This is a genomic window from Shewanella schlegeliana (assembly GCF_016765635.1).
Taxonomy (GTDB): Bacteria; Pseudomonadota; Gammaproteobacteria; order Enterobacterales; family Shewanellaceae; genus Shewanella; species Shewanella schlegeliana.
In genome coordinates this window covers 237,898-251,560 of the sequence record NZ_JAESVD010000005.1, presented here as the reverse complement: position 1 = coordinate 251,560, position 13,663 = coordinate 237,898, and the positions used below count along the sequence as shown (strand labels likewise).

General features: G+C 45.8%; 10 protein-coding genes. 6 read left to right on the top strand and 4 right to left on the bottom strand.

All coding sequences use genetic code 11. The annotated features are described in order from the left end of the window. The first annotated feature begins 53 nt into the window (after positions 1–53). From JMA39_RS10525 to nrfD, 4 genes are all read left to right on the top strand, one after another. A complete protein-coding gene (locus JMA39_RS10525; protein WP_202721834.1) occupies positions 54–1,838 on the top strand; it encodes a sensor histidine kinase in 1,785 nt (594 codons plus the stop codon). A gap of 342 nt (positions 1,839–2,180) precedes the next feature. Beyond that, positions 2,181–4,457 (top strand): thiosulfate reductase PhsA, encoded by a 2,277-nt coding sequence (phsA, locus tag JMA39_RS10520; RefSeq protein ID WP_202721833.1) that lies wholly within the window; start codon positions 2,181–2,183, stop codon positions 4,455–4,457. Between the two features lie 12 nt (positions 4,458–4,469). Next, positions 4,470–5,042: a 4Fe-4S dicluster domain-containing protein gene (locus JMA39_RS10515; protein ID WP_202721832.1), complete on the top strand. Its 573-nt coding sequence runs from the start codon at positions 4,470–4,472 to the stop codon at positions 5,040–5,042. Beyond that, positions 5,039–5,986, top strand: coding sequence for an NrfD/PsrC family molybdoenzyme membrane anchor subunit (gene nrfD / locus JMA39_RS10510; protein WP_202721831.1), 948 nt, complete (start codon positions 5,039–5,041; stop codon positions 5,984–5,986). Before JMA39_RS10515 ends, nrfD begins: the two co-directional genes overlap by 4 nt. Before the next feature lie 479 nt (positions 5,987–6,465). On the opposite strand, the gene JMA39_RS10505 is transcribed toward nrfD, so the two are convergent. Then, a complete protein-coding gene (locus tag JMA39_RS10505) occupies positions 6,466–7,197 on the bottom strand; it encodes a DedA family protein (RefSeq protein ID WP_202721830.1) in 732 nt (243 codons plus the stop codon). A 435-nt stretch (positions 7,198–7,632) separates the two neighbouring features. Here JMA39_RS10505 and JMA39_RS10500 point away from each other — a divergent pair, with 435 nt between their 5' ends. Further along, positions 7,633–8,094 (top strand): DUF2127 domain-containing protein, encoded by a 462-nt coding sequence (locus tag JMA39_RS10500; protein ID WP_202721829.1) that lies wholly within the window; start codon positions 7,633–7,635, stop codon positions 8,092–8,094. 159 nt (positions 8,095–8,253) lie between these two features. Here the strand turns inward: JMA39_RS10500 and JMA39_RS10495 are convergent, their stop codons facing one another. Next, positions 8,254–10,671 carry a PilZ domain-containing protein gene (locus tag JMA39_RS10495; RefSeq protein WP_202721828.1) on the bottom strand — a complete coding sequence of 806 codons (2,418 nt, stop codon included), beginning with the start codon at positions 10,669–10,671 and terminating at the stop codon, positions 8,254–8,256. A 417-nt stretch (positions 10,672–11,088) separates the two neighbouring features. On the opposite strand from JMA39_RS10495, the gene radA reads away from it, so the two are divergent. Next, positions 11,089–12,462: a DNA repair protein RadA gene (gene radA, locus JMA39_RS10490; protein ID WP_202721827.1), complete on the top strand. Its 1,374-nt coding sequence runs from the start codon at positions 11,089–11,091 to the stop codon at positions 12,460–12,462. Positions 12,463–12,519: 57 nt separating this feature from the next. Here the strand turns inward: radA and JMA39_RS10485 are convergent, their stop codons facing one another. Both JMA39_RS10485 and JMA39_RS10480 read right to left on the bottom strand, forming a co-directional pair. Then, the gene (locus JMA39_RS10485) at positions 12,520–12,885 is read right to left on the bottom strand and encodes a PilZ domain-containing protein (protein ID WP_202721826.1); all 366 of its coding nucleotides are present in this window, start codon (positions 12,883–12,885) and stop codon (positions 12,520–12,522) included. A 131-nt stretch (positions 12,886–13,016) separates the two neighbouring features. Further along, on the bottom strand, positions 13,017–13,547 hold the full coding sequence (locus tag JMA39_RS10480) for a YgjV family protein (RefSeq protein WP_202721825.1): 531 nt from the start codon (positions 13,545–13,547) through the stop codon (positions 13,017–13,019). Positions 13,548–13,663 lie beyond the last annotated feature (116 nt).

The following is a 13,663-nucleotide window of genomic DNA, read 5'->3' as shown; positions in this document are numbered from 1 at the left end:
CGTTATGGCTTTATAGCTAGATACCGAGTGGAGTGGATTTTAAGGAACGTTAATTGTCTCGGTTGTTGCTTTGTATATGTGTACTTTTGTTCTCATCGGTAGCTTGGTCTAAGCCGCAGCAGTTCTATGTGGGCGTGTTAGCAAACTGGGGGCATCAACACGCGATAGAGCGTTGGACGCCCATGATGGAGTATCTGAATGAGCATGTTCCTGATGCCGAGTTCCATGTGTATCCGGGAAATTTTGAGGCGCTTAATCTTGCTATGGAGCTGGGGCAAATCCAGTTCATTATCACCAACCCAGGACAATATCTATACCTATCGAACCAATACCCCCTGTCTTGGCTGGCGACGATGCGCTCTAAGCGCCATAACGGCACCACTTCGGCAATTGGCTCGGCGATAATTGTTAAGGCCGACAGTAACTATCGCACCTTGTATGACTTAAAAGGCAAGGTGGTCGCGGCGAGTGATCCCCATGCGCTGGGTGGATATCAAGCAACTGTGGGCTTGATGCACAGTTTAGGTATGGATCCTGATACCTTTTTTGGCGAGACCAAGTTTCTAGGGTTCCCACTCGATCCGCTGCTCTATCAAGTGCGAGATGGCAATGTGGATGCGGCCATTACCCCTCTGTGTACCTTAGAAGATATGGTGGCGCGTGGGGTACTTAAAAGTAGTGATTTTCGAGTGTTGAATCCGAGTCGCCCTGATGGGGTTGAGTGTCAGTGCAGTACGACCTTGTACCCTAACTGGTCATTTGCTGCGACAGAGAGCGTTAGTCCTGAACTGAGCAAAGAGATCACCCAAGCATTATTGGAGCTGCCTTCGGATTCACCAGCAGCTATCAAGGCGCAACTTAAGGGGTGGACTTCTCCCATTAGTCAGCTTGCAGTGATTAAGTTATTTAAAGAATTGCATGTTAAAACTCCTGATAGTAGCCGCTGGGAGGCGGTGAAAAAGTGGCTAGAGGAGAATCGTCACTGGGGCATTCTGTCCGTTTTCGTGTTTATTATCGCTACGCTTTATCACCTATGGATTGAATACCGCTTTCATCAAAAGAGCAGCTCGTTAATCGAGTCAGAGCGCCAACTTAAACAGCAGGCTGTGGCGCTTGAGCGTTTACAAAGCGCTTCTATTGTGGGGGAGATTGGTGCTGGTTTGGCCCATGAGATCAACCAGCCTATCGCAGCGATAACCAGTTACAGTGAGGGTGGCATCATGCGTCTGCAAGGAAAGCAGCAAGCCGATGTTGAGTCTTGTATCGAACTTTTAGAGAAAATCCATAAGCAATCGACTCGCGCAGGTGAGGTAGTGCATCGAATTCGAGGCCTGCTTAAGCGCCGTGAGGCGGTGATGGTCGATGTGAATATCCTTACTTTAGTCGAGGAGAGTATCTCACTATTAAGACTCGAGTTAGCCAGACGAGAGATACAGATTAATACCCAGATAAAAGGTGAGCCCTTCTTTATTAGCGCCGACCGTGTCGGTCTGCTGCAGGTGCTAATAAACCTCATCAAAAATAGTTTAGATGCGATAGCGGATAGTGAAAATGCCCGTGCTGGTAAAATTAACATCGAACTGAATTTTAAAGAGTTTCAAGTCAATGTGCATATTACCGATAATGGCCAAGGTTTAGCGATGGATTCCGATACGGTTATGGCGACCTTCTACACGACTAAGGTAGATGGCTTAGGCCTAGGGCTTGCCATCTGTAAAGAGGTGATTAGCGACCATGATGGCCACTTTATGCTATGCAACCGTGATGATGGTGTCTTAGGCTGTGTGGCAATGCTGAGCTTGAAAAAGCGTGGCAGTGAGGCACCGATAGAGGTTTAGCTAAGCCGCAATCGTGACGTTAGTTTAATGAAATGTGCGGCTATTTAGCCGCACGTTTTGTATCGAAAACATGGCGTAACCAGCAAAGTTTTAACCTTTTTTCCTTTATGTGGTTTACCACAATTTACACATTTACTTAGCTGTGTTGGTGCAAATTTGAACTGTGAATTGCTTCACAAACGCTGCTATCTCACATTCGGTATGTGGTTTACCACAATATCCAATATTACTCTCCTCAATAACAATGATGAAAACCTTAGGAGGATGTTAACTGTGCTAAGCGGTTAACTCAGGGCTTCACCTACAGCTCTCCTAAGGACAACTGTCATTGGGAGATTTAACATGAAACTAGATCGGCGAACCTTTATCAAAGGGGCCGGAGCCGGCACAGCGACTTGCGCATTAGCAACGCTTCCAGGCTCTTTAGCTGCCTTTGGTGATTCAAAACTGCAAGGTAGTGCAGAGTCTGTCGCAAGTATTTGTGAAATGTGTTCAACTCGCTGCCCTATATCGGCACGTGTCGTTAATGGTAAGAACGTATCGATTCTCGGTAACAAAAATGCTAAGTCATTTGGTGGCGCCGTCTGTGCTCGTGGTGGTGCGGGTCATAGCCAGCTTTATGATAAACAGCGAATCGTTAAGCCATTGAAGCGCGTTGGTGAGCGTGGTGAAGGCAATTGGCAAGAGATTGAGTGGGATGAAGCCTATGAGCTGATTGCACAGAACCTTAATAAAATCAAAGCTGAGCATGGCGCAGAAACTGTCGCATTCTCATCAAAGTCAGGCTCACTCTCAGGACATCTTTTCCATTTAGCCAAGGCCTTTGGCAGTCCAAATACCTTTACCCATGCATCGACCTGTCCAGGCAGTTATGTTATCGCAGCCAAAGCGATGTTTGGTGGCAAGATTAAGCGTGACTTAAGCAACTCTAAGTACATCATCAACTTCGGTCATAACCTCTATGAAGGCATTAATATGTCAGAAACCAGAGGCATGATGAATGCACAGATGGAAAAGGGCGCAAAGCTAGTGGTATTTGAACCACGCTTCTCGATTGTGGCTGACAAAGCCGATGAATGGTATGCGATTAAACCGGGTACCGATGTCGCCGTTGCATTGGCGATATGTCATGTGTTGATTGAAGACGATCTATACGATAAAGCTTTCGTTGCACAGTACGTGTCAGGCTTTGACGATTTTGCCAAAGAGGTGAAGGCGTACACCCCAGAGTGGGCTGAGTCTATCAGTGACGTACCTGCCGAAGATATTCGCCGCATTACCCATGAATACGCAGCGGCTGCACCACATGCTATGGTGGATTTTGGTCACCGTTCATCGTTTACCACCGAAGAGTTTGAGATGCGCCGTGCGCTATACGCTGCCAACGTATTGATTGGTAACATTGAGCGTAAAGGTGGCTTGTACTTTGGTAAGAAAGCCTCGAGCTACAACAAGTTCGCAGGTGAGCCTGTTGCGCCGACTCTAGCCAAACCTGGTGTCGATGGCATGCCCAAAATTGATGCTAAGCGTATCGATATGGTGGATGAGCAGTATGCCTTAACTTGGTCTTCTGGTGGTATTTACCAGACGATTCTTGACTCTACACTGGACGCGACTCCTTATCAGCTACGTGCGTGGGTGATGAGTCGTACAAACCCTATGCAAACCATGACAGATAGAGCACGCATCGTTAAGACGTTGCAAAAACTCGATTTCGTGGTGGCGTGCGATATCTATATCAGTGAGAGCGCGGCCTATGCCGATGTCTTCCTTCCTGAGTCTACCTATCTTGAGCGTGATGAAGAGGTTGCCGATAAGTCGGGTAAGAACCCTGCCTACTATGTACGTCAACGCGTGGTTGAAACTATTGGCGACACTAAGCCGAGCTGGTTAATTTGGAAAGAGTTGGCTGACAGACTCGGCCAAGGCCAGTACTTCCCTTGGGAGAATATGGAAACCTTGCAGCTGTTCCAAGTGCAGCGTGACTTTGACTTATTGAGAAAAATCAAACAAGACGGTTATGTGAGCTTTGGTAAACCACTAATGCTGCGTGAACGTGGCATGGTGAGAGACTTTGTAAATACTTACCCGAATGCTAAAGCGGTTGATGAAGATGGTACTTACGCTAGCCAGCTAAGTTTTAAAACGCCGACAGGCAAGATTGAGTTGAGTTCTGCCAAAGTCGAGAAAATGGCGCCTGGGCGCGGGGTGATCCGTTACCGCGAAGTGACGATGAAAAAGGCCGACGAGTTATTTTTCATTCAAGGTAAGGTTGCCGTTCATACCAACGCAGGTACGCAGAACGTGCCTATGCTGGCAAATCTGATGTCAGATAATGCCGTTTGGATCCACCCGATAACAGCAGGGCTATTGAAGATCGCCAGCGGCGACAAGATCCGTATCTATAACGATACCGGCAGTGAGGAAGGTCATGCCTTAGTTACGCCAGGTATACGCCCAGATACTGTCTTTGCCTATATGGGCTGTGGTTCAAAGAACAAGGAACTCGCTCGTGCGACCGGTAAAGGTGTGCATTGCGGTAACTTACTTCCTCATGTGACCTCTCCGGTAACAGGTATGAACTTGCATACCACCGGTGTCAAGATTGCCAAGATTTAATCGGAGTTAATTATGACTAAGCGTTATGTTCTCGTGCACGATGAAAATAAGTGCATTGGCTGCCAAGCGTGTAACGTGGCTTGCCGCAGTGAAAACAATGTGCCTGAGTCGGTGACTCGCATTCAGGTCAGAATCGAGGGGCCTTACGGCAACTTCCCACACCTACATTTTAAGTATAACCGTGTCTCTTGTGAGCAGTGTGAAAACGCACCTTGCGTAAAGGTTTGCCCAACGGGTGCCGCTTACGTTAATGATGACGGCATCGTCTCTATTAACGAAAAGAAGTGTGTGGGCTGTCTCTACTGTGTTGCGGCCTGTCCATACAAGGTTCGATTCATTAACCCAGAAACACGAGTGCCAGATAAGTGTGACTTCTGTAAAGAAACGCGCTTAGCTCGCGGTGAAGAGCCAGCTTGCGTAACCGTTTGCCCAACTCAAGCACTGGTGTTTGGTGATGCAAATGACATGAACTCTGAAGTACGCAAAGTGTTAGACACGAAACCTAACTACCAACAGAAGGTAAACCTTGGCACCGAGCCTCGCGTCTACCGTATTCCTAGCCGTAAAGGAGGGATCAAAGCATGAACAATATCTGGGGCTCGATGGAGCAATACGATCCGGTAGTTTGGAACTGGATCATCGCGGTGTACTTGTTTATGGCGGGATTATCTGCTGGCTCTATGCTGGTGGCTATAGGTCTTAAATGGTATAAGCAGAGTCGTGGTCAGCCGACAGAAGGTTTGCCTGTTATTAAGGCCGCGGCTGTGATTGGCCCTGTGGCTATCTGTTTAGGTATGGCGCTGCTGGTGCTGGATTTGACGAAACCATTTGAGTTTTATCATATCCTGCTCAACTACAACTTAACGTCAGTGATGGCATGGGGTGTAATCGCACTGCTGGTTTATATTCCACTCGTGTTTGTATTTTCGGCGCTGGTATTTGAAAAACAGGTTCTGCAATATGCGCCTTGGCTCGCTGGTACGCTTAAAGTGTGCCGTCAGGTGGAGAATAGCCTTAATAAGCTGATTTTTGCTCTGGGTCTTGGTGTGGGTGTTTATACTGGCTTCTTGTTGTCAGCGATGATCAGTTACCCAATCCTGAACACCGCAGTACTGCCTGCGTTGTTCTTGGCCTCAGCCTTATCTGTGGGCTCAGCGGGTAATATCTTAGTGGCAACTTTGTTCTTCAGCAAGAAAGAGTCAGATTGTATCGAGCAGGTTCATCGTATCGAATACCCGGTGGCCTTTAACGAAGCACTCTGTTTAGTACTGTTATTCGTCGGCCTTAACTTCTCTGGCCCTGCGGCTCAGGCGGCAACGGCAGCGATAACGACGGGTACTTGGGCCAGTGTATTTTGGATTGGCGTTGTGGGCTTAGGTCTTGTGGTACCGGTATTGGCCAGTACATTAGCCCCTAAGGCATGGCGTCACAGCAAAGGCTTCTTGATCACTGTATCTTGTAGCACGATTCTTGGCGTACTCGCACTGAGACACTTCGTGGTTTACGCGGGTCAGAGCTATATCAGCTAACGCCTAAATAACTCGAGACTCCATTGAAAGCCCAAACGTAAGTTTGGGCTTTTTGTTTTCAAGGCTAACTATCTACTGAAGCGGTGGATTTTTTACTTTTCCTAGGCTGCACTCAAATCGCTGGATATCAGGATATAGCAGGCGCTTTTAAAGGCGGCAATAGCAAGTATTAACCACGGTTTAGGGAGTGGTGATGGCTTGACCTCTCAACAGACCTTAAACTGTGCGGTTGTAGGTTTAAGAGCCAGTATTGGTTTTGATATTTGCAGCTATTGCGCATATGAATAGCTTGGCATGAGCGCACGTTTGGATAAATTCGATTAAGTGGTTGTGCTGGTAGGGAATATTGGTGTTGTGAACGGCATTTACAGAGGCGAGGTCTAAGTGACTTTGGAGCTCAAGTTGCTGATATAGAAAAGCCACCCCAAGGTGGCTTCAGTTGTAAAACCAAGCTATCTGATAGCTTGTCGTCTAAGACGTTACTTTATGGTTTTCTTCATTATAGGCTGCGCCTTTGGTAGCACTGTCTCTTGAATTAGCTCGCTGACAATAGCTTTTCTAGCGCGCCTCTTCTTAATAATGAAGCCGCTTAGCAGACTCACAATGGCAATTGCTAGCGTCACAAATGGAGCGATAATGAGTACCATGGTGACAACGCGTGCAATGCTCTCAGGTAGGTAAGATAAACCGTAACCAAAGCCAATTAATAGTGCACACCAGATCGCCGCGCTTAACCAGGCAAAGTAATGAAAGTTTGAGACTTTCTTTATGTGTAATCCCATCATTAATGGTAATAGAGGGCGTACAACAGGAATGAAGCGCGCAGTAAACAGGGCCAGCAGTCCATGTTTATTAAGTAAAGTATCCACCGTCTTCATGCGTTTCTCTGGGACGGCATCGATCCAGCGCTGGATTTTAGGTAGCCTATGTAGCCATCTGCCTTGAATGAAAGCCACCCAGCTGCCAGTTGCGCCAGCAATAACTAAAGCGGCAAATACCATGGGTAAACTGATGATTCCTGCTGCGGCTAGGCTGCCTGAGAGGATAACCACGCTATCACAGGGCATGGGAGCCGCGGGAAGAAATGCACTTTCTAGCCAAATTAAGGTGAAAACGCAAACGTATATCATGGTTGCGCTGCCAGGGCTTTGTAGCAAAGCGAAGTCTTGTTGCCATAGGGCTGTAATGACTGAGACGAATGAATCTAGCATTGTTGGTGTTCCTAAAGGGGCATAGTTATCAAGGCGATTGCTTAATACTGCAAAGTGGTGAGCTTGTTGCTAGTCGTAGTGATTTTACAGACCTAGAACATCGCCACTTTACAGGCATAAATTGCCTTAGTTAGCACTATACCTCAGGAGTTATCAGGGCTAATTAACTATTCGCTTTCATTAATAAAAATACATCTTCAGTTCATCATTAATTAATGAGAGGCTAATAATTAGTCATTCAGGCCATTAAAAATGAGCTTGAAAATGAGTTTAAGTACGTCGACCTTGGTTGCACTAATGTTGTTAAAATTTACTTCACCATTAAAGGTAATTAATACCGCACTTATATATTGTAAAATGACGTAAAATAAGTAAATAGCGCTATTTTTTTATCATTGATAGCTACAGAGTCTCCCTGTAGCCCTAAAGGATCCCATGTCATCAGTTAAGAAAGGCTTAAAAGCCATCGCACTTCTCGAGGCTACGAAAGGCTTAATATCGGTATTAGTCGTTTTTGGGCTGCATAAACTGGCCGGGCAAGATATTCAGTTAGTGGTGGAAGAGTTACTGCGGCACTCTCATTTAAACCCTGCGAATCACCTAGTACAGGAGGTGATTACTGAGGCCGGGAAGGTGACAGAGGCCAATATTATGTTTGTGATAGCTGGCGCCTTGTTGTACGCGGCTATACGTTTTATCGAAGCTTATGGCTTGTGGCATAGTTTGGTGTGGACCGAGTGGTTTGCATTACTCAGTGGCGGAATTTACCTACCTTTTGAAGCTTATGAATTATTTACGAAACCTAACTTTATCACGGTTGCCGTGTTAATGATTAATCTTGTGGTTGTCGGCTATATGTATAGGGTGATAAAACATCACCCAGATCCTCGAGTCTAGTTTTCTCAACTTTAGATATTTAAGTTCAGGCTTCTTAAGTTTAGGAGCTGAGGCTTAGCGCATTGCAGCGATATGCCTCGGCTGCAGGTTATGGGTTAGTCACCGTTATTTGAATGCCGTGACAGGTGCCCTATGACTTTTTATAGTAATAGCAATGAGTTAACCGTTAAGCTCGGGAAAGCGTAATAGAACCTCATGGGTGACATCGAGTAACTCGCCAACGCCAATAATATTCCACAGTTGCTCCTCTAGCTTCTTAGCTTTATGGGGGGAATGGGTCTGAATGTAATCTCGTTCTTTGCGAATATAGTTTAAGTCGGGTTTGCCAGTCGCGCCGCGATAGACTCTCAGTGCCACAAATTCACCAAGGTTTTGACTGCGCTGGATAAAGCTCAGTTGTTGTGAGCGTTCAGCTAGATCTTGCTCACCGATGCAGCGTACTTTTATCTGTCCTTGGGACATACGTGAGATCTGCACATAGATTTCAAAATGGGATAAACCCTGTTGTGGTTTCATTGTGCGAATTGGGGTGATGAAATCACGTTTTAGTCTGTCGTTATTTAACAGTGGTGCAAGATCATACTTAGTGGTGCTATCACGTTTAGATGCAAAAATATTGGCGATATGGTTCTGCTCAGTCCCTATACCTAAGGTTGAGATATAGGCCGATTTTGGCGTGCGCTCTAGAAAATAAGGTAAAGAGGCAAGCTTACGCATGACGATGTTTTTCATGCCATCGGCCAGTTCTTTTACGTCTTGATTGTTCTCGCTGAGTTTTTCTAGCTTTTCGCGATTCTGTTCAATTAACTGATTTAAGAACTCGACCCCCACATGAGGCGTGTGACCTATTTGCGCCGCAAAATGCATGGTTACTCCATCCTTACGGGTACGGATCAAACGATAGGGCAGGGATTGGAGCGTGCGTTTGCCTGCGATAGCCTGCAGTTTAGGGAAGCTAGTTAAAATAGGCTCAGATTGATTAAACTTGACGGGACTTGTGAGCGTGAGCTTCATGCCGCGGCTGGAAATATCGTCAGTACTTGCCGTTGTATGTAGCTCACCTTGGCTTAACATCACGGCGGTTTTAAAGGCGAAGCGCGACTCATTGCGACGCTCGCTAAACTGCAGTGAAATCGGATTTATGTCGTGTTGAGTAACTTTCTTTTGACCAAAGATTTTTAGTTCATTCACTCCGGTTTGAGTATCGCCAGCTAAATGGACTTCGTTCCAACTCTGATATTGCTCTGCCGCTTTTTCTGGGGTGATATCACTAAGCTGCAGTACATGGCTAAATGTGCCAAGTTGTGCTTCGGTGAGCGCTGAGTAGCGTGCTTCTTCGCTGGGAAGAATACTGGCCTTGTAGGATTGCTGGTGGTCAATCATTTGCTTAGTGACTTTAAAAATCCGAAAGCTAGGCTTGGTAGAGGCAAAGCTAAGGAAAAGTGCCAGCAGGTTAAGTGACTTAAGCTCGGCTAGGCTTGCTGAGTAAAAGTAGACCGCTCCTTGCGCTTTAAAAGTAAAGCTGAAGAATTGAGTGTGCGGGCTATTGTCTTCAGAGTCGATAATACGTTTGATTCTAGCTTGGGTGAGAAACGCGCCTAGCTGACTAATATTATCTTCATCTTTAAAGTATTCACTGACATTTTGATTATCACGACTCAGTAGCATATGACTCAGTGATAGTTTTGCCTCATCAGTATCAGTCCCGTCAGCTTTGTTGCTGACAAACAGTGGTAGATGTGGCAGGTGCGGTAGGTAATGGCGTTCAAATCCCAGTCCTTTTGTCGTCACTAAGACATCATTAACATCGACCTTGTAGCGAAACTTATAACCTTGGATCAGTTTTTCTAGCATTTGTGCTAATGCTTCACTGCCGGAAACTCGCTTTAGTCTTAACCAGCTGTATTCATGATTTTGGTCTGTATCGACAATTTGATAGTCGATACCTTGTTGTAGATCCTCATGATAGTACTCCTCCCCAAGCTCCAACAGCTTAATACGGACAGGTATATTCGGCTGCAAGCCATGCTTCGCTGGAATGCGGATCCTCACACCGCCAACGGAGAGATCGACGGTGATGCCGTTAAAACTTAGGTGCCCCTGAGTAACATTGATACGCATGCTGTAGTTCATGCGCTCTTCGCTACGGGCAAAGTAACTGCCTAATACCACAGCCTTGGCTACAAACGGTGAAGCATCACTAATGATCTCGCTCTGGTTAGATTGTCGCTGTTTTAAAACTCGACGCTTATGCGCCTCTATCACCTGCTCGTAAACACCTAAGGTATACTCGTCGCGGTAAAGCGCAAGGGCTTGTAAAAAGCTTTCTTTAGCTGGAGCATCGAGATAGTGCTGCTGGCCTGCGAAAGTAAATTCCTCACAGTCGAGCTCGGTTTTATTGCGTAAATCGATCAGTCTAGTGCAGGCTGAGGCCAGTCTATTGAGTTCCATCTTGAGCAAAAAGCGAGTTGAATTGGTTTCATCGGCAGTTAGTTGTTCGAATAATTCCGAAAACTCAGGCTCCATTAATAGGGGTTTTAACTGTTCAATAAGGGCTTTATGCAATTCTAAAGTCATTAATCACTTCTTTTGGGGTGCTAAATAGAGCGATGGCTGATAGGATTTTATACCAATCAGTATAAAGATCTGGACGCTCAGCGAGAGTTTAGCGGTTCTGAGGCAAGGCAACGAGTGAAGAGCATAGTTATTCTACGGTTAAGCTCGTTAACACTGCATCAGAGGCGCTAAAACTCGCCATTCTGGAGCGTTTTTGGCTGCCTACTTCTGCGTTGAACAGCTTCACAAGGGAGTAACCATTCTTTCAGCTATTCGCCTTGAATTAGTTTGCCAAAAAGCGCTCTGAGTAGATCAGCTTCTTATATTGATTGGTATTAGACAATTTTTTAAGGGAGTATTCGCTTATTATCCCTACTTTAATTAGTATCGGCCAATATTGGCATTACTTTACCGATTTTATGTGATTTAGAAAGGGCTATGGCAAAGAATAAAACAGCTTACGTATGTAATGAATGTGGTCAGGATTTTCCTCGCTGGCAGGGGCAGTGTAGTGCCTGTCAGGAGTGGAACACCATTAGTGAACTGAAGATCTCGGCGGTTAAACCCGCTCGCGCTTCGGTTTCTGGCTACGCAGGCTCTGTGGGCGGCGGCTCCAAAAAGTTAACCGAGATTGAAGAGTTTGAAGCTCAAAAGATGCTCACGGGGATTGGTGAGCTGGACCGAGTCCTTTGTGGTGGATTAACCACGGGCTCAGTGAATATTATTTCGGGCGATCCGGGGGCAGGTAAAACCACGATTTTGTCGGATCTCGTCTCTCGCATGTCGCAGTTAATGCCATCACTTTATTGTACTGCCGAAGAGTCTTTGTCGCAGTTTAAAAACCGAGTAAATCGTCTTAAGTTAGACTGTAATGAAGATAACCTCTACTTGATGGCTGAAACCAGTGTAGAAGCTATTATCGCCGAGCTAGAAGAGAAGAAGATTAAGTTTGCAGTCATCGATTCAATTCAGGCCGTAGTGACCGATTTAGCGAATGGTAGCCCAGGTTCGCCGTCACAGGTTAAGGGCAGTGCGCAGGCATTAACTCAGTATTGTAAGCAAAACAACGTGACGATGTTTTTAGTAGCTCACGTTAATAAGAACAATGAAACTGCGGGGCCACAAACCCTTATTCATATCGTCGATTGTTTAACTCATATCGAGTGTAATGACGGGCAAGTACGTACCCTTAGGGCGAATAAGAACCGTTTTGGCGATGTCGATACTGTGGGCATATTTAAGATGACAGAGCGCGGCATGATAAGTGTCGACAATCCGAGTGAGATCTTTCTGTCAGGCTCAACCACCGAGTCACCGGGGGCAGCAATTACCTGTATCCGTAAGGGTAATCGTAATTTACTGCTTGAGATCCAGTGTTTAACCACTGAAACTGAGGCGGAGTTCCCCCAGCGAGTTTGTGTAGGCTTGAACATGAACCGTATTAAGATGTTAACCGGTATTTTGCGTAAGCACACTAAGACCAAGATTTTCCATGATACTTACTTTAACTTAGTGGGCGGCCTTAAAATTGATGAGTCTGAAACCTGTATCGATCTGGCGTTGGTGACGGCGCTGCTCAGTAGCTTGAATGACTTTGTGGTGCCGAGAACCACCTGCATTATGGGCGAGCTGAGTTTAAACGGTGATGTTCGCCCAATCGATAGCGGCGTGCCGCGAGTCAGGGAAGCGATTCAGCATGGTTTCACAGAGATATTTATTCCCTATCGAAACTATCATAAGTCGATGGAAGGATCTGGAGCGAAGATTATTCCGGTGAAGACGATCCATGAGTTGCTGGAGTTAATCAACTAGCGATTCATAAACGACAACAAAATGCGCCGCTATAAATTGCGGCGCTTTTATCTGAAGCTATCCGTTATTTTGCTTGAACAAGCGCTCTAATTCTCGGTCGAGTAAAGTGGCATCGCCTAAGTTAAGTTCCAGTAGTCTGCGAAGGTGACTAATGCTTTCAACATCAATGTGCTGGCATGCTAGCCCCAGCTGTTGATTTTCCCTGTGTACTAACTTTGTTAGCATCGAAATCTTAAATTCAGGTTCTTGAAGGCTGAACTCCAGTGTCAGTTCGGTGCCATTAAAGTTAAAGTCTTGGGGGAGTTCGACTAAGGCGCCATTAAGGCTAATATCCAATAGCTTGGTCGCCCAGCACCTATCGTGATTGATTAACTTGGCATCCGTTGCAAATAGTACCCGCGAAAATAATCGTCTGTCATCCATATCTAACCGTGATCCCTACAGCCTGTGAACAGCTATGCGTGTGTCATAATATTATGGCAATCATAGCTAAGTGATTATCCTTGTACAAATTTACAGCGAATAAATTGACGTTAGATAGCAAGTTGGAACATTTAAGCGGTCTGTTCATCAAAGCACTTAGCCTGTTTATGAGGCATCAGACTACGGGTTAATATCAGCAGTGTCACAACTTGATATAAAATCCCAGACCAAGAGCATAGATAGACGGAAAGGGTTAAGTTAAGAAGATTACTTATCACCATTGCCGAGCGCAATTTCGCACCGCTTGAGTAAAATAGAGCAAAACTTATCAACACGGCGCTTGTAACGGCGCACCATTCGCTCCAATGCTCTGCAAATATCAATCCCTGCATAATGGCAACAGTTGAAAATAGAATAGGCAAGAACCCACGACGACTGCGCTTTTGACATGTCGCGAAGCGTACAGCATTAAGCAGCTGATTAAACATGCCTAAGCTGCTGCCAAGCAGACCTAAGTGAATGGCTGTAATACTTGAAGCTATGAGGTTGCCAGAGAGTAATTGTCGGTCATTTTTCTGGGAGTTGGCCCACCAACCTACAGCCATTGAGATGAAGCCTAAGGCTTGAGCCCATAATAACGCGTGATGTGATAATTCGAACACTAAACAGCAAAACCTAAAACACAAGGGAAAAACGGATTGTCATTGTCGTTTTTTTGAGCTTGAAAGCTGTGATCTTAAGCGGTTTACCCAGTTTTAGTTATTCGATTTTGGGAGGA